The organism is Marinobacterium lacunae, assembly GCF_000705555.1.
Lineage (GTDB): Bacteria > Pseudomonadota > Gammaproteobacteria > Pseudomonadales > Balneatricaceae > Marinobacterium_D > Marinobacterium_D lacunae.
In genome coordinates this window covers 1-24,603 of sequence record NZ_JMQN01000053.1, presented here as the reverse complement: position 1 = coordinate 24,603, position 24,603 = coordinate 1, and the positions used below count along the sequence as shown (strand labels likewise).

Sequence of the window (24,603 nt, the reverse complement as noted above, 5' to 3'; positions counted from 1 at the left end):
TGATAAGAGGTGTGAATCAAACGATGGGAGGCGGCGTATCGACGCCGAGGTGAGGGGCATCATGCCGATGGGGAATCTGAATAATCGGAATTGATGGGATTTTCGCGCTGTCCGATATCGGTAAAGCGAGAACCAGACCGGCTATACCCGCATGACTCAAATCGGCATGCAGCATACTTTCCAGATTGTCATGTTCCAACTGCGCGGAGGAGGCATCGTCAGGGTGAACATGATGGTCGTGCGCATTGTGATATTGCCAATGCTGCCAGACTGCCTCGCTGCTCGACACCGCGCTGTGCGCCGCTGACAAAGCCTGCAGGTTAAAGAGCAGCACCAGCATTAACGCCAGTGTTGTGCGGATCGTTTGAGTCATCAGCCACAACGGTTTTGTCAGAGTTGCTTTCGATTCTAGGTTGGTAAGCTGCGTAATTCAATGGACGGCACCACCGACGTTCGTTTAAAACGCCTACGACTGAGGTAGGCAATACCGCAGTTTCACAGCCCCTGCGCGTTAACCCGTATTCCTCATGCCTGCGGCTATACCTGTCATCGTCACCATGAGTGCTTGCTCCACCACCTTATTAGGCGCATGTCGATCCCGGTATAGCAATTCAGCCTGCAGGTAATGCAGCGGATCGATGTAGGGATTGCGCACATCAATAGCCTGGCGCACCATCGGGTTGTTGTGCAGTAGTTCACCGGTTCCGGTCAGTCGCTTGATCATCGCCTGGGCGTTGCAAAGACGATGACGCAGTTCAGCACCCAACGAGTACAGGTCAGGATCCACAAGTCGCTGCTCATAGTACGCCGCGATATCCGGCTCCGACTTGGCCAGCACCATCTCAAGCATGTCCGTGTAGGTGCGGAAAAAAGGCCACTGTTCGCGCATCTCCAGCAGGGTGTGTGCATCCTCGCTATCGAGCGCATTCTCAATCGCCGCGCTGCCAAGCCATGCGGGCAACATCAGCCTGATCTGGGTCCACGCAAAGATCCACGGAATGGCCCGTAAACTCTCTACACCGCCATCCGCTTTACGCTTGGCCGGTCGGCTACCCAACGGCAACTTGGCCAACTCCTGTTCCGGCGTAATCTGGCGAAAGTAGGGGACAAACTGTTCATTTTCGCGCACGAGTGAGCGATAGATACGGTGCGCCTCTCCTGCCATTCGGGTCACCAAGGCTCGCCACTCCGGCTTCGGCTCCGCCGCAGGTGCCAGGCTGGCCTGCAACACAGAACTGGCATACAGCTCGAGACTTCGGACTGCGATTTCAGGCATACCAAACTTCAAGCGAATCATCTCACCCTGCTCGGTCACGCGTAGCGTGCCATTTACCGAGTGCGGAGGTTGGCTGAGGATAGCGCTGTGACTGGGACCACCACCGCGACCGACCGTGCCGCCGCGGCCGTGAAACAGCGTCAGCTTTATGCCCCGCTCATTGCAGAGCTGGGTCAGCGCCTCCTGTGCCCGATACTGGCCCCAGGACGCAGCCAAGGTGCCGGCATCCTTAGACGAATCGGAGTAACCGATCATCACCTCCTGCTGGTTACCGCAGTAACGCCGATACCATTCAAAATCCAGCAACGCAGCCATACATCCGGGTGCATTATCCAGATCGGCCAGCGTCTCAAACAGTGGCACAACCCGCATCGGGAAGCGGACACCCTGCTCCTTCAGCAACAGTATGACGGCCAACACATCGGATGGTTGGCTGGCCATGGAGATCACATAGCTGCCAAGCGCCTCGGGGTTTTGGCGGGCGACCACCGCACAGGTATCGAGAACCTCTTGTACGTTTGCGCTGGGTTGCCAATCGCCGGGCAGTAAAGGACGCCGGTTTTCAAGTTCCTTTAATAGGAACGTCTGCTTCTGGGTTTCACTCCAGTCCAGGTAATCCCCCCAGCCATAATGAGCGGTCAGCTCGGCAAGCACCTCGGCATGACGTTCCGCGTTCTGCCGGATATCGAGCCGGGTCAGCGTCAAGCCGAAGGCGGAGACACGACGCAGGGTATTGCGCAGGTTGCCATCGGCAATCTCCTCCATACCCACCATTCGCAAGCTGCGGTCACACAGTAAGAGCGGTTCGAGCAGCGCCTCGTTACTGAGGTACCCCTCTTCCAATGGGTGCCAACCTTGGCGAATGCAATTCTCGGCCCACTGCCGAGTATTCGTTAACTTGCGGCGCACTTCGCGCAGCAGTTCGCGGTAGGGTTCTGCGCTCTGATTCACAGCACTCAGTAGTTCATCACTGGCACGGCTCATCGACAACGCCTGACTCAGTTTCTCCACATCTTTAAGAAAGAGATCCGCTGCCATCCATCGGGAGAGCATCAACACCTCTTCGGTAACCTTCGCGGTCACATTAGGATTGCCATCTCGATCCCCTCCCATCCAGGAGGCAAAGCGAATCGGCGCTGCTGACCAGGGCAAACGTTGCCCGGAGACCCGTTCCAACTCACGATCGAAATTACGCAGAAAAACAGGTAGCGCGTGCCACAGGGAACTCTCGATGACCGCGAACCCCCACTTGGCTTCGTCTACCGGTGTTGGTCGCTCTGTGCGGATCTCGTTGGTGTGCCACGCCTGGCTGATCAACTGCTGCAGCCGGTCTTCCATATCCTGATAGCGATGACTGAGCGGGTGTTCATGATCAAGAGCCGCCAGCTTCGCAGCCATCGCGTCATATTTTTGGATAAACGTGCGGCGATTCACCTCGGTTGGATGAGCGGTCAACACCAGTTCAACCTGCAATTCAGCGGCTTTCCTGACCAGTGTGTCGGCATCGATCCCCTGAGCAAGGGTATGGTCCAAAACCTGCTCGAGCGCATGGGGGTCAGGCTTGGAAACCACCAGGCTGCTGCGACGGCGCACGCGGTGGTGCTCTTCAGCCAGGTTAGCCAGATTCAGAAACTGACTGAAAGCCCTAGCCATCGGGACCAGCTCCTCCTCCTTCAGCGCTTTCAGCGCACCGATCAGGTCTTCCTTACGTGCTTTGCCCTTGCGTGCATCCTTGGAAAGGTTTCGAATCGTTTCAACTTTGGCGAAGAACTCTTCTCCGCAGTCACGTCGAATAGTGTTCCCGAGCAGGTGCCCCAGGAGACGCACATTATCTCGCAGCGGAGCCTTGAGATCGTGGACAACGTTATTCATCGTATTTTCACACCCAAGCACTGATGGCGTTGTATTGGCAGAGACCAGCCTTCGGTCTTGGACCGATGCTGCCGACAGCAGCGTCGACCGGGCTCCATACCCTGAATCGATTGATGCCCGTTACAGCAACGCTTTGGCCGTTGCAGCGATAGACAATGGGGTGATGCCGAAATGCTGATACAACTCTTCGACGCCCCCCGAAAGACCGAACCCGGTCATACCGACGAACCCACCCCGAGTCCCCAGATACTGGTCCCAGCCAAAACGTAGCGCCGCCTCAACACCAACCCGTACCGTATCAGCGCCCAGTACCTGTTGTTTGTAGTCGCTGTCCTGAAGCTCGAACAGCTCCCAGCACGGCATTGAAACCACCGCTGTTGCTATCCCCTCCTGCTCCAGCAGACGGCGCGCCTCCAGCGCAATGCTGACCTCTGAGCCCGTCGCCAACAGCGTCACCTGGCGCGCCCCTGCCGCGGCCTCCTCTAAAATGTAGGCACCACGGCGCGACCGATTTTCGGAGAGCGCAGAATCACATACCGTTGGCAATTCCTGCTTGGCAAAGACAAGGCTGCAGGGCCCCGCCCGGTGTTCCAGAGCGATTTCCCAGCACTCGGCGGCCTCGATTGCATCGGCCGGGCGCATCACCAACATGTTGGGCATCGCCCGCAATGACGCCAAAATCTCGACTGGCTGATGGGTGGGCCCATTGCGACCGACACCGATCGAGTCATGGCTGAAGACGAAGCGCACCGGCAGCCCCATCAAGGCCGCCATGCGCATTGCTGGACGTTCGTAGTCGGAAAAGGCCAAGTAGGTCACTGCCAACGGCAATACGCCACCGTGCGCGGCCATTCCATTGGCCATCGCGCCCATCAGATGCTCGCGGATACCGCAGTGAATATAAGAACCGCCCCTGTCTTCACGCGTGAATGCGCGCTGACTGCGCTTGTGCGATGTCGGTGCTTCCAGATCAGCGCAGCCCACCATACGTTCGGGCAGCACTTCACGTAGCAGATCGTTGATCTCCGCCGAGGCGAAGATACCCGCTTTCGACTCGGCATCCCGCGCTGCATCGCGTTTATAGCGCAGTAATACGTCACGCCATCCCTCGGGCAGCTGTCCAGCCTGGACTCGATCCCACTCCATCCGCTCCTCGGCGGATAAGCTCTCCAGACGCTGCTGCCAGCCATCGTAGTCGGACCGTGTACGACGCCCGGCTTCACGCCAGCATTGCAGAAGGTCCTCAGGAATGTCGAAAGGCTCATGGGACCAATTCAGATAATCACGCGTCGCCTGAGCGTCCTCTTCGAACAGGCGCGCACTGTGGCCACCGCGTTGCCCCTGAACACGTGGGATACCACGTCCAATCACCGTTCGGCAGGCGATCAGTGATGGGCGCGAGTCCGTCTTGGCCTGGCTGATCGCTCTCGATACTGCCATCGGATCATGACCGTCAACCTCAATGACATGCCACCGGGCCACCCGGAAACGATCTGCCACATCCTCGCTGATCGACAGGTTCGTGCTGCCATCATCGGTGATCTGGTTGTCATCCCAAAACAGGATCAGTTTGCTCAGTTCCAGGTGACCGGCAAGTGAAATCATCTCCTGGCCAATCCCCTCCTGCAGACAGCCATCACCGACAAAGGCATAGGTATAGTGGTCTACCAACTCCGCGCCGAATCGGGCTTGCAGATAAGCTTCGGCCACGGCCATGCCCATGGCATTGGCAATCCCCTGACCTAACAGGCCCGTTGTGACCTCAATACCCGCCTTCTGCTCAAACTCCGGGTGTCCGGCACAGACAGAGCCCAATACCCGGAAATTTTTCAGCGCATTCAGCGTTACCTCTTCATAACCCGTGAGGTACAGCAACGAATACAGCAACATCGATCCATGACCGTTGGAGAGCACAAAGCGGTCTCGATCCGGCCAAGTGGGATCCTGCGGGTTAAACTTCATATGCTGGGTGAACAGGGCTGTCGCGATCTCGGCCATGCCAAGTGGAACACCCTGATGGCCCTCTCCTGCCCGCACAATTGCGTCGACCGATAGCATCCGAATAGCGTTGGCAAGGGCATTACTGTGTTCTTTGTTCATCACTGTGGACCTCTACGGCGCGCTGGCGGCAGCTTGAAAACACCCGCGCCGGAATCAGTTGAGTACGTTGGTTGGAGCACCAGCGGCGAAATTGTCGATGTGGGAAACCACCTGATCCCAAAGTGTCTGCATCGCTTCTGCGCTGGCCCAGGCCACGTGAGGCGTCACGATCACGTTAGGGCGCCCCAAAATTGCATGAAACGGATGTTCGGTGGCCATCGGTTCTGAGGTAAGGCAGTCAAACCCAATACCTGCCAGCAGTCCCTCATCGAGGGCGCGTACGCAATCGGCCTCATTCACCAACCCTCCCCGGCCGGTGTTAATCAGGATGGGCTTGCGCGCCATTTTCCTGAACTCGTCAAACGCCAACAGGTCACGGGTCTGCGGCGTCAGTGGGCAATGGAGGCTTATAATGTCGCTCGTACGAAGGAACTCATCGAAGTCAACGAACCCCGGCTCCGCCTCGGCGGCATTCTTGTAGCCGGCATACTGAACCTTCATGCCTAATGCATCACCCAGTGTGCCTAACGCCTGCCCAAGCGCCCCTTTGCCGATGATCCCGAGGGTAGAACCGGCGAGATCTGAAATGGGATGATTGAAGAAACAGAACTGTCCGGACTTCTGCCACTCGCCGGCCATGACATCTTCCCGATACCCCACCAGCGATCGACGCAGAGCAAAAATCAAAGCCAGCGCATGCTCAGGCACCGTGTTACGCGCGTAACCGCGAACATTGCAGACGGTGATTCCATGCGCGCGACAGTAGTCCATGTCGATCACATCGTATCCGGTAGCCGCCACGACTATGAGTTTCAGTGCAGGCAGCTGCTCAAGTAACGGACCGCGCAGGGGTACTTTGTTGGTAATCGCCACACTCGCTCCGTCCAGCCGCTCAAGTAGCTGATCAGGGTGAGTGGCGTCATATTCGGTCCAATGGTGCGCAACCTTGGGCCGCGTGACGTGAACGCTCGGGCCAAGCGTCCCTCTGTCGAGAAAGACGATCTTCTGCATAGTGGATCCTTGTGAAAATCCGGCGTTTATACCGGGACGAATCCCGTGGGATCACGTCGAAAAATAGGGTTGGAGAGACCTCCAACCCGAATGCCCATCATGTTGGGCGGGGGCTACAGAACTCTATGAAAGAGCAGGTCAGTGGATCAGGGAGCCACCGTTGACATCGACCTCCGAACCGGTGACATACGCCGACAGGTCAGAAGCCAGAAACAGACAACAGCCCGCCACATCTTTCGCCTCTCCGGCACGCGCCATTGGGATGCCGGCGACAATGGACTCAAGCATCTCGGGTGTCAGCAAACCACCGGTAATGTCAGTGGCGATAAACCCGGGACAAACAGCGTTTACACGAACGTTGTCGGGTGCCAATTCGCGCGCAGACGCTTTGGTCAATCCAAGTACACCCGCTTTGGCAGCTGAATAATGAGGGCCACCGAAGATGCCGCCGCCTCGCTGTGCGGAAACAGAGGAGATATTGACGATAGAGCCGCTCTTGCGTTCACGCATATGAGGGATCAGCGCCTGGGTCATATACAGGGTGCCACGCAGGTTTACGTCGAGGACCACGTCATAGTTTTTCGGCTCGATCTCCAACATTTTCAGCGGCTGAGTAATACCCGCATTGTTGACCAGAATATCGACCTGCCCCCAAGTCTCGATCAGCGTCTTCACGGCTGAAAGACAGCTCGCTTTATCAGTGACATCACATGCCAGGCCAATATGTTGAGAACCCAAATCAGCCGCTGCCGTTTGCGCTGCCTGTAAATCAAGATCCAAAATAGCGACTGTCGCACCCTGCTCAGAGAACAGTTTAGCGGTTGCTTTGCCCAGGCCATTTTTAGACGCGGCACCGGTGATAATGGCAAACTTACCTTCGAGTAATCCCATGATGTTCTCGCTTTTATATTTTTTGTCGAATTTAAATACCCTTAACCCGCGGGTGAAGGATTAAATGATTTAGTACAACCAGGCACTGAATTAATGTTGCGTTTATCCATTTTGATTATCAATCAGAAGCTGGTAAGCATCTTTTAAGTTCTACTTAACAAAAAAATGTCTTAGACTGGGCGCTGTCATCAGAGATACAGCTCAGGAAATATGTCACGAGATCCCAGCCTCAATGGCATGATTTATTTCGAATCCGTCGCTCGGAACGGCCGCGTTGCACGGGCAGCGGAGGAACTTAACGTATCCCCGTCCGCCGTAAGCCAGCAGATCAAACTCCTTGAGGAGCTGTTGGGTATCAGCCTGTTCCGACGCGAGAAACGTCAGCTGAGTTTGACAGCAGAGGGCGAGCAGCTGTATCTGGCCGCGACCTCCGCGTTTGGTATTTTGCATAACGCACGACAGTTAATCTCACGCCACCGCGAGAGCCACCAGCTCATCATCCGGGTGACTCCAAGTTTTGCGATACGCTGGCTCAGCCCGAAACTGGCGGATTTTATCCAAAAGAACCCAGAGTGGGATTTACGTGTAGACGCAAGCCCCGACCCCTCCAACTTCGAGCGCGAAGTGGTAGACCTGGACATACGCTACGGCCACAGCTCGCTGGCCGGTTTGCATTGCGAAGAGGTCGTCTCTGACTACATACTGCCCATCTGCAGTCCCGCCTATCGCGATGAGTTGCGCCGCTCGTGCAGCTCGCCGCTCGAGATGCTGCAAAAGATCAGGCTCATTGACAGCGTTAAGGCGGTCATGCAATGGGACAACTGGCTGGCCCGGCACCGTGTTACCCGCAACAACAAGGACGCCGCGCTTCGCTTTGACCGCTCATCGATGGCAATTCAACAGGCTATCAACGGTGTCGGGGTCGTGCTGGAGTCCACCACCCTCACCTATGACGAACTCAGGTCTGGCATGCTGGTCCCCCTCGCACCCGAGATGGGCGCCATCCGTTTTCCGGCTTATCGAATCGTGTGCCCAAGCCGCCACCGCAGCCGTAAACTGGTTCAAGTTTTCATTGGCTGGATTTTGCAGCAGGCGGAAATCCACGAGAATAATATCAGCGCTTTATTAAGTGATAAAAATGTTCCCGTCTATGATGACCCGGAAGTATTCTCCTATCTATCCGACGAAAAGCGATAATTAAACCCATCTTTTCCCGCCATCAATTTAGTATTAAAAAAGACAAGACTATTTTATATAAAGCGCTTTTATAAGCGTTATAAAAAAAGGCCATCCGCAGATGACCAAAAGGTGAAAAACAGATTCGAATTAATAGATTGTCATGGCTGGCACATAACTGATCAACGCTAATACACCCAGCGCTAACAGATAGAATGGCATCAACTCCTTGACCACACTGCCTACTGACGTTTTCGCGATACCGGACGAAATATACAGCGTCGTTCCGACCGGTGGCGTATACAGGCCTATCGCCAGATTCACCACCATCATCAATCCGAGTTGCACAGGATCCAGGCCGATCGATATTGCGATACTGGTGAACAGCGGCCCCAGCAGCAGCATAGCGGCCGGCAGATCAAGAAAGGTGCCCACTATCAGCATGATAATATTCATCGCCAGAATCACCATCCACGGCTCTGATAGAGTGCCGGTCACCCATAGGGTCAGCTGCTGCGGAACCTGTTCCATCGTCAGCACCCACTGAATGATCGACGACGCCATGATGATCGCCATAACCGCGCCGGTCATAACCCCGGTTTCCAGCAGGGCGGCACGAATCGCAGCCCAATTAAGATCGCGATACACCAGCGTTCCGATCAGCAAGCCATAGGCAACTGCCATAACACTCACTTCGGTGGGTGTCGCGATACCGAACCGCAGCGTCCCGATCACGAAAATCGGCATCAGCAACGCGGGCAATGCATGTTTTATTTCCGTCTTCCACTTTTTCCAACCACCCTCGACACCCGCGGCCGGGAACCCTCGGCGCAACGCCGCAAACCAGGTTAATGCCAACATACCGCCGCCCAACAAAATGCCCGGAATAATACCCGCCACAAAAAGATCGATGATCGATGTGCTGGACACCAGACCATACAGAATAAGCGGTATCGACGGCGGTATGAGTACCGAAATGGTGGAAGAGGCAGCGTTAACAGCAGCGGCAAAGCCCGCCGGATAACCGTTCTGTTTCTGAACCGGTATCAACGCATTTCCAAGTGCAGACGCATCGGCCACAGCCGAGCCTGACACACCGCCAAAGACAACCGACCCCACGACACTCACATGGCACATGCCCCCCTTGAAACGCCCGACGAGCAGCTTGGCAAAATTGACCAAGTGTTCACCGAATCGGCCTGACATCATCAGACTCCCCGCCAGTATGAAAAAGGGGATCGCCAGCATCGGAAAGCTTTGGGTTGGCGTGTAGAGCCGCTGAGCGATTACAGCGAGCGACTTACCATCCAGCAGCAGGACGATGCCAGATGCGCCGATCATGGCGAAGGCCACCGGCACTGCCAGCAGCAGGAGTATGGGAAAAACCCAGACAAAAATCGCGGTCATTATTATTATCTCCGGATTAGCGTTGTACGTCGGATCAGCTGAAGTTGGATTCCGATGGGTCCGAAACCTCCACCCGTTGCCCAAGCAAATAGTCGATTAGCGTCAAAAGCGCGATCAACGCGATCATCGAAAAAGCGTACAGCAGACTGCTGTAACCGTAGATCTGAGAGATTCCAGTCTCTGCCAGGCGACTGTACTGGGAGGCCTTGACGATGGGCAGCGAATAGTAAACAACCCCCACCGAAACGCTACCGGTAAAGAGGTTGATCAGGATCGCCAGCACCCAGCGCAGGCGCTCAGGAAGGAGTTTGATGATCGCATCAACGGCGATGTTCCGTCCCTGTGCCGTGGCCATCACCAAACCACCGGCGACCGCCCAGGGAAAGAGGATCGCGGGAAGCTCGTATGCCCAGGTGATACCCGAGCCGAACACATACCGCAGCACCACATTAACCAGAATCGACAGGAACATGGTTGAGAGCGAAGCGATGACGAGGGTCGCACCGGTGAGATTGACGATACTCACCAGATGCGCGCTCAGCCTGCGGATGCAGGCGGAGCGCGAGCGCTCCACCTGTACCGCAGATGCATGCTTGATGACAGACATCTCAAGAGTACTCATCACTGAGCCGCCGCACGCAGTTCACTCACGAAGGCGCCTAATTGGCCCTCATATTTGTCATAGACAGACGCAGTGGCTTTGATCAGCGCCTCTCTGTCGACAGTTGTGAACTTGGCACCCTCGCCCTCCATGACGGCCTGCAGTTTTCGGTTGGCCAGCATGTTCTCTCCACGCTGGAACCACCCCGCCTGTTTAGCAGCCGAAGAGATACACGCCTGATCCTCGGCCGAGAGCGAGTTCCACCAACCGAGTCCCGCCACCACCGGGGTACTCTCGTACTTATGCCCGGTCATTGATATATAGGGGGTGATCTCGTGCAGCTTGGCAGAGTAGATGTTGGTCAACGGGTTCTCCTGACCATCAAACGCTCCGCTTCGCAGCGCGGTCGGCAGTTCACTCCAGGCCAACGGTGCAGGGTTGGCGCCCAGTGCTTTGAAGATGTCGATCGTCACCTGGTCCGGCGGCGTACGGATCTTCATGCCTGCCATCTCAGCCGGGGTGGAGACAAATTTCTCGGCGTGGGATACGTTGCGGAACCCATTATCCCAAAACGCTACAATCTTGAGCCCGGCCTGTTGGGCTTTCTTATCCAGCTCCTCACCGATTTTTCCATCGAGCACACGCCATACACTGGGTTCATCAGCAAACAGGAAAGGCAATCCCAGCATACCGGCTTCAGGCACGATCTGAGCCAGTGCGCCTTGAGAGTTTGCACTCATCTGGATGACCCCGGCCTGAGCGGAGGTCAACATCTCCGCGTCGTTGCCCACGGTAGCAGAAGGCGCATGGTTGACGGTCATGGCTGAGCAGGAGGGCACGATCGCAGCAAACATTTCGGCGGCCTCGTAACGAGGATTCCCCGGGTTTGCGCCATGGGCAAAGGTCAATTGTTCCGCTTGGACCAGGGTAGTCGCAGCAATGGAGCTGACAGAGAGAGCAAGCAGGCTTTTGCGAATAAGGTTCATTGTTTAATCCCAGATTTTTTAGATTTATTGTCCAACGTAGCCGCGAAGGTCGGCCCCGTTCTAGGTTCCCCATCAAGGATTGCGCGTCATCCCCATCTCGATCAATGATCTCGTATTAACGATTTGATTAGCAGCGCTAAACAAATCAGTGCAATGTTTGCGATATTCTTACCCCATCTACCGCATCCACACGCCGTTTCCATACGGCCCATAAAATTCGCAACCTTTTGAATACAAAATAAAAATAACTGTCTGGCAGCGATCCGAACGCACAACAGCAATCGACATTCAGCTTATACCCAGACAGCATTTTGATAGGAGCCGGATTCGTGCTTTCCAAAGACCCCACCCGTTTTCTGCGTTCTCTTTTTGACCGAGCAGTGGAAGTCGCAGATCCCATGCGTTCACTTGCCGACTACCTTCCCTCCCGTCCAGACGGTCGTGTTGTTGTTGTCGGAGCCGGTAAGGCTAGCGCTCGTATGGCTGAGGCGGTGGAAGCTGCGTGGGGGCCCTGCGAAGGGTTGGTGATCACCCGCTACGGCTATGCCCGCCCGTGCCAAACAATTGAAATTGTCGAGGCGGCCCATCCGGTACCGGACGAGGCGGGACTTCTCGCAACGCAACGCATGGTTAGACTGCTTGAGGGCCTTGGTGAGGATGATTGTGTTCTGGCACTGATTTCAGGCGGAGCTTCATCCCTTCTGGTCGCCCCCGCAGGTGCCATATCACTCACGCAGAAACAAGCGGTGAACGCAGCACTGCTGAGTTCGGGCGCCCCTATCGATCAGATGAATACGGTGAGAAAACATATCAGTCGCGTGAAGGGAGGACAGCTCGCAGCTGCGGCCTATCCCGCCTCCCTGCTCAGTTTGATGATATCGGATGTCCCCGGTGATAACCCCGCGTTTATCGGCTCAGGACCTACCTGCGGCGATGATTCCACCGCGGACGACGCAAAAAGAGTACTGCAACAGTGGTCAATCACTGTACCTGAATCGGTTCGCGCTGTGTTGAATCAGCCGACCGGCGTCATTGCCAGCCACGACGCACGCCTGTCAAAAACCCAAAACGTTATGTATGCGGCGCCCTTGCAGTCTCTTCACGCGGCCGCTCAACTGGCTCAAGACCACGGCGTTGAGGCGAATATTTTAGGCGATGCTCTGGAGGGGGAGGCACGCCTCGTCGCTGCCGAGCATGCGAAGCAAGCGTTACAGATACAAGCCTCTATGTCGGATACCGACGCGCCTATCGTGCTGCTGTCCGGTGGCGAGCTAACCGTAACCCGGCGAGGCGATGGCGTTGGTGGTCCCAACGCTGAGTACTGTCTTGCGCTGGCACTGGCGCTTAATGGCGCCGAGGGGATTCACGCTCTTGCATGCGATACCGATGGAGTGGACGGAGCAGCCGAGGTGGCGGGAGCCGTGATCGGCCCAGACACTTTGGATCGAGCACGCGCAAAGAGCGTAGACGCCTCTGCCGCGCTGAACATAAACGATGCACACAGCTTCTTTGCTGCGATCGAGAGCCAGGTGATAACCGGGCCGACCCTTACCAATGTCAACGACTTCCGGGCGATACTCATTACGCCCGCCTCCGTCTAACCTCGGCGAGGAATCAAAGATGCCTTTACTGCTGGGCTGTATAGCCGACGATATTACAGGTGCCAGCGATCTCGCGAGCGTTCTGGTCGCTTCCGGTATGCGCACCCTCCAGCTGCTGGGAATACCCGAGGCAACGGTCGACCTCAGCGAGACCGATGCGGTCGTAATCGCACTAAAGTCACGCACCCAAGAGACTCAAAGAGCAGTCGGCGACTCGCTCCAGGCACTCGATTGGCTGCGCCGACATGAGTGCATCCAATACTATTTCAAGTATTGCTCGACTTTCGACTCCACCGATCAGGGCAACATTGGGCCAGTGGCCGATGCCCTGCTGACGGAAATGGGCGAAACATTCACCCTCGCCTGCCCGGGTTTACCCATCAATGGCCGCACGGTTTACAACGGGCATCTGTTCGTCCACGGCGTACTGTTGAATGAAAGCGGTATGGAACATCATCCACTGACACCGATGCGCGATGCGAATCTGGTGCGTGTCCTCGGTACGCAGACCTCCGGCAAAGTGGGATTAGTGAACCACGACACGCTGGCACAGGGTATCGCTTCGACACGCGCGCAGCTCAGACGGCTGGCAGTGGATTACCGCTACGCCATCATCGATACGTTGAATGCAGATGACCTGATCACCATCGGACATGCCTGTAGCGACCTTAAACTGGTAACGGGAGGCTCTGGTCTGGCGCTCGGGCTGGCGGACAACTTCAAGGCCAAGGGGCTGTTGCAAAAAAGTCACAACGCCTCGAAATTGGCACCGGTTAGCGGTGACGCCGTGGTACTGTCCGGCAGCTGTTCCAAAGCCACACGGGAACAGGTTGAGATATTCAGTGCCGATCATCCCTCACTTAAGGTCGACCCACTGGCGCTGCATCGCGGTGATCAGACAGCTGAACAGGTCGTGCACTGGTTCAACGCCCATCGTGACCAAGGGCCCGTGCTGATCTACGCCACCGATGCCCCTGAGGCGATTCAACAGTGCCAGTTGGAGCTCGGCACGGAGCGGGCCGGCGCGCTGGTTGAGCAACTGATGGCCAATGTGGTCAGGCGCCTGAGCGCACTCGGGGTGACCAAGTTTGTCATCGCTGGAGGCGAAACCTCGGGTTCAGTGGTACATGCTCTGGGCGTGAGTGCACTGAAGATCGGTCCTACCATCGCTCCGGGTGTGCCGCTGTGCCAGACACTGGATGCGCCCTCCAGACTACTCGCCCTGAAATCCGGTAATTTTGGTGAGCGGGACTTTTTCGCCAAGGCCTTGGAGATGATGCGATGAGCGCAAAAGAACACGACCTTAGAGAACAGATCGCCTATTTCGGGCGCTCTCTATTCGAGCGCGGACTCACCGCAGGCAGCTCAGGCAATATCAGTGTGCGCCTCGACGACGGTTGGCTGATAACGCCCACCAACTGCTGCCTTGGCAACCTTGACCCAACTCATATCTCGAGACTGGATCAACAGGGCAATCTGCTCTCAGGCAACGCGCCATCGAAAGAGCTTTTTCTGCACCAGGCCTTTCTGAGGAAACGCCCCCAGGACAAGGCCATTGTGCACCTGCATTCCACCTATGCCACGGCGGTCTCCTGCCTGCCGGACCTAAACCCTATGGACATGCTACCGCCTCTAACACCCTATTCGATCATGCGCTTTGGCAAGGTGGCCCTGACCCCATACCACCGTCCGGGCGATAAGCGCCTGGGAGACGAAATCGCCAAGGTCGCATGCGATTATCGAGCCGTTCTGCTGGCCAACCACGGTTCGATCGTGGCCGCGAAGGATCTCGAGGCAGCCGTCTACGCTGCCGAAGAGCTGGAAGAAACCGCCAAGCTGTTTATCCTGCTGCACGGCCTGAGACCACGCCTGCTCACCGCAGAACAGGTCGATGAACTGAACAGGGATTACGGCCCTCAGAATGCCGACAATACACCGTCGTGTTGCTAACAGCCGCCGGTAGCGCCAGGCAGTAATTTCATAAGATCACGTTTACTCAACACCATTAAGCAGGTGATAGCTGCGAATCACTTGGCTGTCGTCGGCGCGCCCCTCCCCCCTTCCGGAAGTAGACAGAAACAGCTGGTGGGCTGTGGCAGCAAGCGGCAAAGCGGCTTGAGCTTCACGCCCGGCTTCCAACACAATGCCGAGATCCTTAACGAAGATATCGACCGCGCTGGTTACGTCCGGCTCGCGCTCCAACATTCTGGGTCCACGGTCCCTCAACATCCAACTGGCAGCAGCCGAACCACTCATGATCTCGAGCAGCACGCCAAGATCCACCCCGACTTTGGCTGCCAGAGAAAAGGCCTCTGCGACTACAGCGATGTGCACACCGCACAGCAGTTGGTTAACGGTTTTAACCACGGCACCCTGCCCCGGCTTATCCCCTACGTGGAAAATACGCTCGCCCATCGCCTGAAAAAGCGGTAGAAGCTCGGCATAGGTTTCATCACCACAGGCCGCCATGATGGTCAGTGTGCCGGCCTGGGCACCCACTACCCCTCCCGACACAGGCGCATCGGCAAAGCGACGTCCCGTCGCCTCCACTCGGGTCGCGATCTGTTCAACTGCGCCGGGCGAACAGGTCGCCATCAGACAGACAGTACCACCCGGCCTCAGTGCATCCAGAGCCCCCTGCTCAAATAAAACTTGTTCGGCCTGCTGCGCGTTTACCACCATCAACACGATAACGTCTGCACCCGACGCGGCTTCACTGGCCGAGTGTGCAGGCTCGGCCCCGGCTTCCCTCAGAGCTTCAAGCGCCCGGGTGTTCAGGTCGATTCCACGCAGCTTGAAACCCGCGGCCAATATATTTTTGGCCATCGGCATCCCCATTGCGCCAAGTCCGGCGAATGCAATCGTCGTCATTGTTCTTATCCTCGAAAATTCAGGCTGGAGACAGCCCCGCTGATTAGCGGGGCTGTCTTATCAATAGATGATGAACGCAGGTACAAACGAGATCAGGCCCAGCACGGTGATGGCCACCAAGTAGAAAGGCCAAAGCTCTCGCGCAATGCGCCCCACCGGCTCGCGTGAAATAGCCGCTGAGATGAACAGAGTGGTACCGACTGGCGGTGTAAATAAGCCAATACTCAGGTTTACGGCCATCATCACGCCCAGTTGGACGAGATCCAGACCAATAGCGTTAGCAATTGCCACAAAGGTAGGCCCCAAGAGCAAAATAGCCGCAGGCAGATCCAGGAACATGCCCACCATCAGCATGATCAGGTTCATCATCAGGATGATCATGATCGGCGACTTGAGTGTCTCCAGCGCCCAGGTGGCCACGTGGGTTGGAATTGACTCTACAGTTAGCACATACCCCACCAGGTTGGAGGCGGCAATCACCAACATCACGACACCGGTGGTAATAGCGGTATGCATCAGCGCCTCATAAAGGCGTTTGATCGATAGATCACGATAAATCACCGAACTGACAATAAGGCCGTACGCGACAGCCATTACACTGACCTCGGTGGGCGTTGCGATCCCCGCGCGCAGCAGCACTACAATGAACGCCGGCATAGCCAAAGCCGGTGCAGCTTTGAGGGTTGCCTGCAAGACCGTTTTCAGAGAGAACTCATCCATCAACCGCGGAAAACCGCGTAAACGCCCGGATAGATAGCAGGTCATCATAAAGCCGAAACACAATAGCAGGCCCGGCACGACCCCAGCCAGGAAGAGCGCGGCAATGGACTGGTTGGATACGGTGGCAAACAGTATGAGCGGGATGGACGGCGGGATCAGTCCTGCAATGACAGAAGAGGACGCTGTCACCGAGGCTGAGAAAGCGGCCGGGTATCCCTCTTTTTTCTGCCAGGGAATCAGCATGGCACCCAGTGCCGAAGCTTCTGCCACAGCCGACCCCGATACCCCACCGAAGACCGTAGAGCCGACGACTGTCACCTGCCCTAGCCCGCCGTGAAAACGACCGACCAGAGTGGTTGCGAAATGGATCAACCGCTTACCCAGCGTCCCTCCCATCATCAGGCTGCCGGACAGCATGAAAAACGGGATCGCCAACAGCGGGAAACTCTGGGTCGGCTGAAATACCTTGACCACAGCTGCCACCGACGGCATGCCGCCAACAAATATGGCAGCCACGCCGGCACTGATGATCAGCGAGTATCCTACCGGCACCGCCAATATAAGCAGCACCGCAAAGATGAGAATCATTGCGAGGGTCATACGTCCTCCTCGAGATGATGCGCACGTACGCTCAGCGGGTTATCAGCCAGCAGGATGCGTACAAATGTAGTGATGGCGGTGATACCCAACCCGACAAACCCGACGATTAACGCCAGATAAGCCCAGCGAGCGGTGATTCCGGTCACCGGGTACATTTCGGAACCGGTAATCTGGAGCACTGTCAGGCCCACCCACGCAAGGTAAAAAAAGGTGCAGACAATAAGCACCTGCTGTGCGAGCAACAGTACTCGATTACCTGTGCGCCCGAGCAAGGCATTTAGAGCGGTAACGGCGATGTGCTGACCACGCTGAGCCCCCAACACCACACCGCCCATCACTAACCAGGGAAACAGGATATTGGGCATTTCAGTGGGCCATCCCATGCCCTGATTGGTGAAGTAGCGGACAATCACTTCGGCCATCAACGATACGAACATAATGACCAGAGAGCCAATCGAGGTCACCGCTCCGGCAACCTCGATGGTAGCGTCCACCCACTTCACCACGGACGCTGTTAACCCCTCCGGGGCTACAGCACGGGGTGAGTGGGCGCTATTCATTGTTTTGCGGACTCCGAAACAACCAGCTTCACCAGATCCGGATACTGCTCGCTCCACTTGCTATAAACAGACTTGGTTTTTTCGACAAACGGCGCTTGGTCAACGGAGTTGAACTCGACACCCGCATCACGGAGTTTCTTCATCAACTCCTTGTCTGCGGCCAATGACATCTCCCGGTTCAGTTTTCCAGCCTCGACAGCAGCCTCTTTAACCGCCTGCTGATCCTCCTTGGACAACTGACTCAAGATCATCTTGCTGGCAAAAAACGGCGTGGTTTCATATTTGTGGCCAGTAAGGGAGATATATTTCTGTACCTCGTACAGCTTGGATGAATAGATATTCATCAGGGGGTTCTCCTGGCCGTCAAACACACCCTGCTGCAGCGCGATGTAGAGCTCGGAAAACGCCAGTGGGCCCGGGTTAGCCCCCAGAGCCGTGAAGATATCGAGCGTCACCGGATCCGGCGGGGTACGCAGTTTGATCCCTGCAAGATCTTCCGGCTTGTTGATCGGCCGCACGTTGTTGCTGACATGACGGATACCGTTATCCCACAGTGCCAGCAGTACAAGGCCCTTCTGTTGCGACAATTCATCGAGCTTGTCGCCGACCGGACCATCGACAACTTTGTAAGCGTGTTCGAGATCCTGGAACAGGAAGGGCAGACCCAGAACGCCAAATTCGGGCACTACGTTTGAGGTCGTACCCTGTGAGTTCGCGCTGAATGCCAGCGTACCCAAGCGCATATTAGTCAGCGACTCGGCATCGTCACCATATTGAGCGCTGCCGCCAACCTCAACCTTGACTCGGCCCTCGGTTTTGGCTGCCACCAACTCAGCAAACTTTAGCGAGGCTTCCGCCTTGGGGTTGCCAGGTGCCGCATTGTGCGACAGTCGGAGAACCTGCTCGGCCCAGGCTGATGATGTACCCAGTGCCATAGTGGCTGCCAATGCGATGAGCGTCTTTTTCATGACTATGTCCTTCTTTTTCTTGTGATAATTTAGGTCAACGTAACATGAGAGCGTTGCGTAAAGTCATTGTGACTAGCGTTGCTTTTTATCTAGCCCTGAATCCAGGGGGTGCGTGATCGTTTAACCTCCTCGTATTTAAAAAAACGCCATCCCTGGCCAATAGGGTGTTAGCCGTGGATCAACATGCCGCCGTTAACGTCGATGACGGCGCCGGTGATGTAGGACGAGAGGCTCGATGCCAGGAACAGGTATGCGCCGGCAACCTCATCGGCATTACCAAGACGATTGAGCGGGATGCCGCTGGCGATCTCTGCTTTCTGCTCGTCGCTGAGTTTGCCAGAGCTGATATCGGTCTGGATCAGGCCAGGGGTTACGCAATTAACGCGGATATTATCCGGCCCCAGCTCCCGGGCCATCGCCTTAGCCAAGCCCAGGACACCGGCCTTGGCTGCGGAGTAGTGCGGGCCGCCCAAAATACCGCCGCCGCGCTGTGCTGAGACTGACGACATACAAGCGATGGAGCCTGACTGCTGCTGTTTCATCTGCGGAATCACCGCCTGAGACAGATACAGTACGCCGCGCAGATTCACATCCAGGATGCGTTCCCAGCTGCCCGGATCGATCTCCAGAGTCTTGACCGGCTGAGTAATGCCGGCGTTGTTGATCAGGATATCGATATGACCGAAATCCTCGATGGCACGCGCTGCAGCCTGCTCGCACGCTGCTTTGTCGACTACGTTGCAGGCATAACCGCGGTGTTCCGGTCCGATAGACGCCGCAGCTTCGGCAGCGGCTTTTTCATCAAGATCCAGAATAATCACTTTAGCGCCGTGTTGGGCAAAGAGTCTGGCGGTGGCCAGGCCAATACCGCGGGCGGAGGCAGCCCCAGAGATCATGGCCACCTTGTCCTGCAGAAGTAATGCTTGAGTCATGCTGTTATCTCTTGTTCGCGCACGATAGCAGAGCTGGATCAGTTCACCCAGTTCTTGATTGTATTGGCCATCACGTTGGTCGAAATGCCGTACCGATCATGCAGGGTCGGTAGTGCACCTGCATCAAGGAAGGCATCCGGCAGTGCGATTTGACGGAACTGAGGCGTCACACCGGCACGCAGCAGCTCAACGCCGATCGCTTCGCCCAACCCACCAATGGTGGTATGGTTCTCGGCGACGACCACCAGACGGCCCAACCGGCCTGCCTCGCGCAGGATAGTAGAGGTATCGAGCGGCTTGATGGTGGGCACGTGCAGCACCGCCACATCTACATTGTCCGCTTCCAGTTCCTTGGCTACCTCCAGCGCGCGCATGGTCATGATGCCAGACGAGATCACCAGCACATCGCGACCATCACGAATCAATTTGGCCTTGCCGAGCTCGAACTTGTAGTCATACTCGTCCAGCACCATCGGCACCTTGCCACGCAGGAGACGCATGTACACCGGCCCGTTATGTTCGGCCACTGCCGGCACCATCTGTTCGATGTCCAATGCGTCGCAGGGATCGATCACCGTCATGCGGGGCATCGCACGCATCAGCGCCAGATCTTCAGCCGCCTGATGACTCGGACCATAGCCAGTGGTCAGCCCGGGCAACGCACAGGCGATCTTCACGTTCAGGTTGTCTTCCGCAATGGCCTGGTGCATGAAATCGTACGCGCGGCGGGTGGCAAACACGGCATAGGTGGTTACAAACGGCATCGCACCCTGATGCGCGAAACCGGCAGCGGCCCCCATCAGCAACTGCTCGGCCATCCCCATCTGGAAAAAACGCTCCGGATAGGCCTTGGCAAAAATGTGCAGGTCGGTGTATTTGGCCAGGTCGGCTGTCATCCCGACGATCTCAGGCCGTTCTGCAGCCAGCTTTAACAGCGCTTCGCCAAAGGGAGCCGACGCTGTGCGCTGTCCCTCGGCGGCGATTGACGCGATCATCGCCGATGTCTTGAGCTTGGGTTTGTTATTCGTGCTCATGCGTTCCTCCCAGCGTCCAGTGCTTCCAGAGCCAGTTGCCATTCATGTTCGTCAACTCGGATAAAGTGGTTCTTCTCACGTGCTTCCAAGAACGGCACGCCGCAGCCCATACGGGTGTCCGCAATGATCATGCGTGGTTTGGGTTCTGGGTGGTTGCGGGCTGCGTCAAAAGCCGCCGCGACGGCTTCAATATCGTTGCCATCGATGCGCTGGGTGAACCAGCCGAAAGCTTCCATCTTTTCGGTCAGCGGCTCGAATGCCATGATCTCGCTGGAGGGACCATCAGCCTGCTGATTGTTCACGTCGACGATGGCGATCAGATTGTCGAGCTTCCAATGCGCGGCGGACATCAGCCCTTCCCACACCGCACCTTCATCCAACTCACCATCCGAGAACAGGGTGTAGACAAATGCGTCGGAGCCTTTGTGTTTCAGTCCCAGTCCATGACCGACGGCGATGCTCAGTCCCTGCCCCAATGATCCACCGGACATTTCCATACCGGGGGTGTAGCTCGCCATGCCCGACATCGGAAGACGGCTATCGTCGCTGCCGTAGGTTTCCAGCTCCGCCTCCGGGATGATCCCGGCCTCAATCAATGCGGCGTAGAGCGCGATGGCATAATGGCCATTGGACAGTAGAAAGATATCGCGCCCTTCCCACTCAGGCTCCTCGGGGCGAAAGTTCATGGCCTGGCAGTACGCCACCGCCAGCACATCGGCGATATCCAGGGCCTGGCCCACATAGCCCTGCCCCTGAACCTCACCCATCAACAGCGCGTTCCGGCGTATGCGGTACGCATGTTCCGCCAGCTTTGCGCGGCTTTTTGTCTTTGTCTCCACGCGGTTCTCCTCGTCTTGATCGCCTCGTACACGAGGCCTGTATGTCTGCGGGAAAGCTAAACCACCTCCCCGTTGTCGAGGCGGATGGGCCGCCCTGACGACTCATATACAGGTTAGAGACTTGAAAAAATGCCCTCAAACGAATTAATGTGGCCGATAGATGAACTGAGCTCAGGTGAAAACAGTATGCGCAGCCGCCCCCCGATCAAAGCCGTACAGGCATTCGAGGCCGCCGCTCGTCTCTCCTCCTTCGCACTGGCAGCGGAGGAGTTGTTCGTCACCCCCTCAGCCATTAGCCATCAAATCAAGCAACTGGAGGAGCAGTTCGGGGTAAAATTGTTCCACCGCGTTCATCGAGCGGTTCAGCTTACCGATGCCGGCCGTCGCTATGCCGAAGAGATCACCGCTGCCTTCAGCCGCATCGACATAGCCTCTCGTGAACTGGGGCGTACCGGCCGCAGCGATATCCTAACCGTGCACTCCACTCCCAGTTTTGCCACTCAATGGTTGATGCCTCGGCTGGCCCGCTTTAGCTCCAGCCAACCGGACATCGACGTACGCCTGAACGCTACCTACCCGTTGCCTGACGATCTGTTGTTGAATGGTGTCGATATTGATATCCGCTACGGCATGCGGCGCTTGCAACCAACGGGCACCATGGTGTTGCCCTTTCCCCCCGAGACCATAGTGCCCCTGTGTGCTCCAGAACTGGCCGAGGGAGTACACCCTATCCACACCGTTTCAGATCTGCAGCATCACACCCTGATCCACAGCGAGGTCTGCTTGATCACTTGGCGTGACTGGCTAAGACAGCACCGCAAAGTGAAACTCGATATATCCCGCGGCCCACGCTTCGACCGCTCATTCATGGCGATCAGCGCGGCAGTAGACGGGATGGGGGTGCTGCTGGACAGTCTGTTATTGGTAGAGCGGGAGCTGGAGAGCGGGCGACTGGTGGCCCCCTTCGGAGTAGAAGGCCCGAAAATTCAGGGATACACCTTCAATGTGCTGAAAAGTCAGGCCGACTTGCCCAAGATTCGTGCATTTCAGGATTGGCTGTTTGCGGAATTGGAACAGAGCGCTGTTTAAACGGGCATGGGTAAAACGGGGTAAGGATCCTTCTTTGCGACACGCTTTATAAGCACTGCAAGCAGCGTGTGAAGCGCGCCCAAGAGGAGCATAGTCGGATTGCTTTCGTGGATTTCTGCTAAAGCAGGCAGTTAGAAGAGATGGCGGTCAGGGAGGGATTCGAACGCTCTTTCACAGATTTGCAAAATCGACTGCGCCGCAGACTTTTTCTTTTTTAATCATATGGTTATGCATCAATCCATCATCCTCCCCAGCCCCCTTCAGCACTCTGCTTTAGCCACAATTTGGACACACTTGGGCACAATTTGGTCACACGAGCCAGCCCCCGAGCCCCCACTTCAGGGCGATCCACGGCAACGAGCACCGCGTACCAAGCATCAAGTACATCAAGTAACCAGTTCACCCAACTGGTTGCCCGATACCTGACAGCTCCTCGATCAACGGACTGAAACGTCATAATCACGGCAACCAAATGCGTCGCTTAGAGCCCATTTCCGAAGCAACCCAGCACGGCGAACACCAAATGCGTCAGGTATCGGGCAACCAGCTCAACCAACTGGTTGCCCGATACCTGACAGATACTCGATCAACGGACTGAAACGTCATAATCACGGCAACCAAATCCGTCGCTTAGAGACCATTTCCGGAGCAACCCAGCACGGCGAACACCAAATGCGTCAGGTATCAGGCAACCAGCTCAACCAACTGGTTGCCCGATACCTGACAACTCCTCGATCAGCGAACTGGAACGTCATAATCACGGCAACCAAATTCGTCGCTTAGAGCCCCTTTCCGAAGCAACCCAGCACGGCGAACACTAAATGCGTCAGGTATCAGGCAACCAGCTCACTCATTTGGTTGTCCGATACCTGAAAACGTATCGATCAAAAGCCAGAACCGCTCAGCTCTGATCACTAATTGATGTTAAAATCAAACATACAAATGCGGCCATAATAAGACTTTCAGAGTAGGTGTACTGCCATGCCTCAGTCAGCACTGATGAATGCGTATCATGAGTTTATGGATAAGGCTCGACCATTCCTGAATATCACCAATGAAGACGAATACGTCGCCGCGCTGGAGGCAATCGAACAGGTTCTAGAGTCTTCTAAAGATGCATCGGATGACCCCATGAAGCCTCTCATCAGGATGCTGTGTGATGCTATCGCACGGTATGAATCCCTAGACGCCGAGCTGGCTGAGTTCGAGGCCCGAGCAATGTCTATCCCTATTCATATTTCGGTACTGAGGGTCCTGATGGATCAGTACACATTGACCGAAAGTGATTTCCCCGAGATCGGCGACAGAACCATAGTTTCCAGAATTCTGGCTGGTCAACACGCTCTCAATCTGACCTTTCCCCTCAGTTAGTACCACTGCCCAGATGAGATTCCACTATGCTGCTTGGTTAGCATATTGCTCTGGTGGAACGTATCCGAGTGCGCTGTGCGGCCTCACTTGGTTGTAGTGGTTTCTCCAAATATCGATTTCTACTCGAGCCTCGTCGAGTGTTCTAAACCAATGGCGGTTCAGGCACTCGTTGCGGAATTTGCCGTTCAGACTTTCGACGAACGCATTCTGAGTCGGTTTGCCTGGCTGAATAAATCCAAGTCCAACACCCGCTTCCCGACTCCAGAAGAACATCGCTTTGCTAGTAAACTCTGTTCCGTTATCGCAGATGATCTTCTTGGGTCTGCCTCGCAGCTCCAGCAACTGGCCCAAGAAGCGTGCAACTTGGCGACCATTGATCGACACGGATACCAGTTGACCTACCACTTCACGAGAGAACTCGTCGACGACATTAAGCACCCGAAACCGTCGACCGCTAGAAAGCTGATCAGATACGAAGTCCATTGACCAACGCTCATTCACTCGCGTTGGCACCTCCATTGGTTGTCGTGGCCGTTGAAGCTTTTTACGCTTCTTGGTCCGGACCTGTAGACCTTCTTCGGAGTAGATCCGATAGGTCCGTTTCCTGTTCACGACCAGTCCCTCGGCCTTGAGCATCCCGTGAAGCATCAGATATCCGTAGGCGGACTGTTCGACCGCCAGCTCCTTCAATCTGGCGC

The 24,603-nt window shown here is 56.1% G+C and carries 22 protein-coding genes; 6 read left to right on the top strand and 16 right to left on the bottom strand.

Translation table 11 applies throughout. The features are described 5' to 3' along the window. Positions 1-16 precede the first annotated feature (16 nt). The 5 genes from ADIMK_RS17840 to ADIMK_RS17820 all read right to left on the bottom strand — a co-directional run bounded on the left by ADIMK_RS17840 (position 17) and on the right by ADIMK_RS17820 (position 7,150). Positions 17-373 carry a hypothetical protein gene (locus ADIMK_RS17840; RefSeq protein WP_156042993.1) on the bottom strand — a complete coding sequence of 119 codons (357 nt, stop codon included), beginning with the start codon at positions 371-373 and terminating at the stop codon, positions 17-19. A gap of 138 nt (positions 374-511) precedes the next feature. After that, the gene (gene ppc, locus ADIMK_RS17835; protein WP_036191007.1) at positions 512-3,148 is read right to left on the bottom strand and encodes a phosphoenolpyruvate carboxylase; all 2,637 of its coding nucleotides are present in this window, start codon (positions 3,146-3,148) and stop codon (positions 512-514) included. 120 nt (positions 3,149-3,268) lie between these two features. Further along, complete coding sequence (gene tkt, locus ADIMK_RS17830; protein WP_036191005.1) at positions 3,269-5,248, bottom strand: transketolase; 1,980 nt, start codon at positions 5,246-5,248, stop codon at positions 3,269-3,271. Between the two features lie 54 nt (positions 5,249-5,302). Next, on the bottom strand, positions 5,303-6,259 hold the full coding sequence (locus tag ADIMK_RS17825) for a D-2-hydroxyacid dehydrogenase (protein ID WP_036191004.1): 957 nt from the start codon (positions 6,257-6,259) through the stop codon (positions 5,303-5,305). A 138-nt stretch (positions 6,260-6,397) separates the two neighbouring features. Continuing rightward, positions 6,398-7,150: an SDR family NAD(P)-dependent oxidoreductase gene (locus tag ADIMK_RS17820; protein ID WP_036191002.1), complete on the bottom strand. Its 753-nt coding sequence runs from the start codon at positions 7,148-7,150 to the stop codon at positions 6,398-6,400. A 210-nt stretch (positions 7,151-7,360) separates the two neighbouring features. Between ADIMK_RS17820 and ADIMK_RS17815 the strand changes: the two genes are divergently transcribed. Beyond that, the gene (locus tag ADIMK_RS17815) at positions 7,361-8,347 is read left to right on the top strand and encodes a LysR substrate-binding domain-containing protein (protein WP_081849851.1); all 987 of its coding nucleotides are present in this window, start codon (positions 7,361-7,363) and stop codon (positions 8,345-8,347) included. 129 nt (positions 8,348-8,476) lie between these two features. Here the strand turns inward: ADIMK_RS17815 and ADIMK_RS17810 are convergent, their stop codons facing one another. Genes ADIMK_RS17810 through ADIMK_RS17800 form a run of 3 tightly spaced genes read right to left on the bottom strand, consistent with a single transcriptional unit; the run spans position 8,477 to position 11,320 of the window. After that, positions 8,477-9,733: a TRAP transporter large permease gene (locus ADIMK_RS17810; protein WP_036191000.1), complete on the bottom strand. Its 1,257-nt coding sequence runs from the start codon at positions 9,731-9,733 to the stop codon at positions 8,477-8,479. A gap of 34 nt (positions 9,734-9,767) precedes the next feature. Beyond that, positions 9,768-10,355 carry a TRAP transporter small permease gene (locus tag ADIMK_RS17805; protein WP_051693089.1) on the bottom strand — a complete coding sequence of 196 codons (588 nt, stop codon included), beginning with the start codon at positions 10,353-10,355 and terminating at the stop codon, positions 9,768-9,770. Further along, positions 10,355-11,320, bottom strand: a complete 966-nt coding sequence (locus ADIMK_RS17800) for a TRAP transporter substrate-binding protein (RefSeq protein WP_036190998.1) — start codon at positions 11,318-11,320, stop codon at positions 10,355-10,357. The genes ADIMK_RS17805 and ADIMK_RS17800 overlap by 1 nt, the downstream gene beginning before the upstream one ends. A gap of 329 nt (positions 11,321-11,649) precedes the next feature. Here ADIMK_RS17800 and ADIMK_RS17795 point away from each other — a divergent pair, with 329 nt between their 5' ends. The 3 genes from ADIMK_RS17795 to otnC are packed head-to-tail and all read left to right on the top strand — an operon-like array spanning position 11,650 to position 14,871. Further along, a complete protein-coding gene (locus ADIMK_RS17795) occupies positions 11,650-12,921 on the top strand; it encodes a glycerate kinase type-2 family protein (RefSeq protein ID WP_036190994.1) in 1,272 nt (423 codons plus the stop codon). 19 nt (positions 12,922-12,940) lie between these two features. Next, on the top strand, positions 12,941-14,206 hold the full coding sequence (gene otnK, locus ADIMK_RS17790) for a 3-oxo-tetronate kinase (protein ID WP_036190993.1): 1,266 nt from the start codon (positions 12,941-12,943) through the stop codon (positions 14,204-14,206). Then, entirely contained in the window at positions 14,203-14,871 is a 669-nt protein-coding gene (gene otnC, locus ADIMK_RS17785; protein ID WP_036190992.1) for a 3-oxo-tetronate 4-phosphate decarboxylase, read from the top strand. Before otnK ends, otnC begins: the two co-directional genes overlap by 4 nt. Before the next feature lie 42 nt (positions 14,872-14,913). On the opposite strand, the gene ADIMK_RS17780 is transcribed toward otnC, so the two are convergent. The 7 genes from ADIMK_RS17780 to ADIMK_RS17750 form a co-directional block, all read right to left on the bottom strand. Then, complete coding sequence (locus ADIMK_RS17780; protein WP_036190990.1) at positions 14,914-15,792, bottom strand: NAD(P)-dependent oxidoreductase; 879 nt, start codon at positions 15,790-15,792, stop codon at positions 14,914-14,916. A gap of 60 nt (positions 15,793-15,852) precedes the next feature. Beyond that, positions 15,853-17,112: a TRAP transporter large permease gene (locus ADIMK_RS17775; RefSeq protein ID WP_036190989.1), complete on the bottom strand. Its 1,260-nt coding sequence runs from the start codon at positions 17,110-17,112 to the stop codon at positions 15,853-15,855. Continuing rightward, entirely contained in the window at positions 17,109-17,672 is a 564-nt protein-coding gene (locus ADIMK_RS17770) for a TRAP transporter small permease (RefSeq protein WP_197027578.1), read from the bottom strand. The genes ADIMK_RS17775 and ADIMK_RS17770 overlap by 4 nt, the downstream gene beginning before the upstream one ends. Further along, positions 17,669-18,640 (bottom strand): TRAP transporter substrate-binding protein, encoded by a 972-nt coding sequence (locus ADIMK_RS17765; RefSeq protein WP_036190986.1) that lies wholly within the window; start codon positions 18,638-18,640, stop codon positions 17,669-17,671. The genes ADIMK_RS17770 and ADIMK_RS17765 overlap by 4 nt, the downstream gene beginning before the upstream one ends. A gap of 167 nt (positions 18,641-18,807) precedes the next feature. Further along, on the bottom strand, positions 18,808-19,572 hold the full coding sequence (locus tag ADIMK_RS17760; RefSeq protein ID WP_036190985.1) for an SDR family NAD(P)-dependent oxidoreductase: 765 nt from the start codon (positions 19,570-19,572) through the stop codon (positions 18,808-18,810). 38 nt (positions 19,573-19,610) lie between these two features. Further along, a complete protein-coding gene (locus tag ADIMK_RS17755) occupies positions 19,611-20,606 on the bottom strand; it encodes a transketolase family protein (protein ID WP_036190983.1) in 996 nt (331 codons plus the stop codon). Next, entirely contained in the window at positions 20,603-21,445 is an 843-nt protein-coding gene (locus ADIMK_RS17750) for a transketolase (RefSeq protein WP_036190980.1), read from the bottom strand. The genes ADIMK_RS17755 and ADIMK_RS17750 overlap by 4 nt, the downstream gene beginning before the upstream one ends. A gap of 186 nt (positions 21,446-21,631) precedes the next feature. Here ADIMK_RS17750 and gcvA point away from each other — a divergent pair, with 186 nt between their 5' ends. Then, entirely contained in the window at positions 21,632-22,534 is a 903-nt protein-coding gene (gene gcvA / locus ADIMK_RS17745) for a transcriptional regulator GcvA (RefSeq protein WP_036191060.1), read from the top strand. A 981-nt stretch (positions 22,535-23,515) separates the two neighbouring features. Then, positions 23,516-23,905 (top strand): hypothetical protein, encoded by a 390-nt coding sequence (locus tag ADIMK_RS17740; RefSeq protein WP_051693088.1) that lies wholly within the window; start codon positions 23,516-23,518, stop codon positions 23,903-23,905. A 24-nt stretch (positions 23,906-23,929) separates the two neighbouring features. On the opposite strand, the gene ADIMK_RS17735 is transcribed toward ADIMK_RS17740, so the two are convergent. Then, on the bottom strand, positions 23,930-24,603 hold a 674-nt coding region (locus ADIMK_RS17735), incomplete at its 5' end, for an IS3 family transposase (protein WP_036190978.1).

What these genes read in the sequence shown, in the direction of transcription:
- ADIMK_RS17760 (WP_036190985.1), bottom strand. Translation starts at nt 19,572, where the DNA reads ATGACTCAAGCATTACTTCTGCAGGACAAGGTGGCCATGATCTCTGGG.
- ADIMK_RS17820 (WP_036191002.1), bottom strand. Translation starts at nt 7,150, where the DNA reads ATGGGATTACTCGAAGGTAAGTTTGCCATTATCACCGGTGCCGCGTCT.
- ADIMK_RS17780 (WP_036190990.1), bottom strand. Translation starts at nt 15,792, where the DNA reads ATGACGACGATTGCATTCGCCGGACTTGGCGCAATGGGGATGCCGATG.
- ADIMK_RS17770 (WP_197027578.1), bottom strand. Translation starts at nt 17,672, where the DNA reads ATGAATAGCGCCCACTCACCCCGTGCTGTAGCCCCGGAGGGGTTAACA.
- ADIMK_RS17765 (WP_036190986.1), bottom strand. Translation starts at nt 18,640, where the DNA reads ATGAAAAAGACGCTCATCGCATTGGCAGCCACTATGGCACTGGGTACA.
- gcvA (WP_036191060.1), top strand. Translation starts at nt 21,632, where the DNA reads ATGCGCAGCCGCCCCCCGATCAAAGCCGTACAGGCATTCGAGGCCGCC.
- tkt (WP_036191005.1), bottom strand. Translation starts at nt 5,248, where the DNA reads ATGAACAAAGAACACAGTAATGCCCTTGCCAACGCTATTCGGATGCTA.
- ADIMK_RS17805 (WP_051693089.1), bottom strand. Translation starts at nt 10,355, where the DNA reads ATGAGTACTCTTGAGATGTCTGTCATCAAGCATGCATCTGCGGTACAG.
- ADIMK_RS17755 (WP_036190983.1), bottom strand. Translation starts at nt 20,606, where the DNA reads ATGAGCACGAATAACAAACCCAAGCTCAAGACATCGGCGATGATCGCG.
- ADIMK_RS17740 (WP_051693088.1), top strand. Translation starts at nt 23,516, where the DNA reads ATGCCTCAGTCAGCACTGATGAATGCGTATCATGAGTTTATGGATAAG.
- otnK (WP_036190993.1), top strand. Translation starts at nt 12,941, where the DNA reads ATGCCTTTACTGCTGGGCTGTATAGCCGACGATATTACAGGTGCCAGC.
- ADIMK_RS17840 (WP_156042993.1), bottom strand. Translation starts at nt 373, where the DNA reads ATGACTCAAACGATCCGCACAACACTGGCGTTAATGCTGGTGCTGCTC.
- ADIMK_RS17810 (WP_036191000.1), bottom strand. Translation starts at nt 9,733, where the DNA reads ATGACCGCGATTTTTGTCTGGGTTTTTCCCATACTCCTGCTGCTGGCA.
- ADIMK_RS17815 (WP_081849851.1), top strand. Translation starts at nt 7,361, where the DNA reads ATGTCACGAGATCCCAGCCTCAATGGCATGATTTATTTCGAATCCGTC.
- ADIMK_RS17775 (WP_036190989.1), bottom strand. Translation starts at nt 17,112, where the DNA reads ATGACCCTCGCAATGATTCTCATCTTTGCGGTGCTGCTTATATTGGCG.
- ADIMK_RS17825 (WP_036191004.1), bottom strand. Translation starts at nt 6,259, where the DNA reads ATGCAGAAGATCGTCTTTCTCGACAGAGGGACGCTTGGCCCGAGCGTT.
- ADIMK_RS17800 (WP_036190998.1), bottom strand. Translation starts at nt 11,320, where the DNA reads ATGAACCTTATTCGCAAAAGCCTGCTTGCTCTCTCTGTCAGCTCCATT.
- ppc (WP_036191007.1), bottom strand. Translation starts at nt 3,148, where the DNA reads ATGAATAACGTTGTCCACGATCTCAAGGCTCCGCTGCGAGATAATGTG.
- otnC (WP_036190992.1), top strand. Translation starts at nt 14,203, where the DNA reads ATGAGCGCAAAAGAACACGACCTTAGAGAACAGATCGCCTATTTCGGG.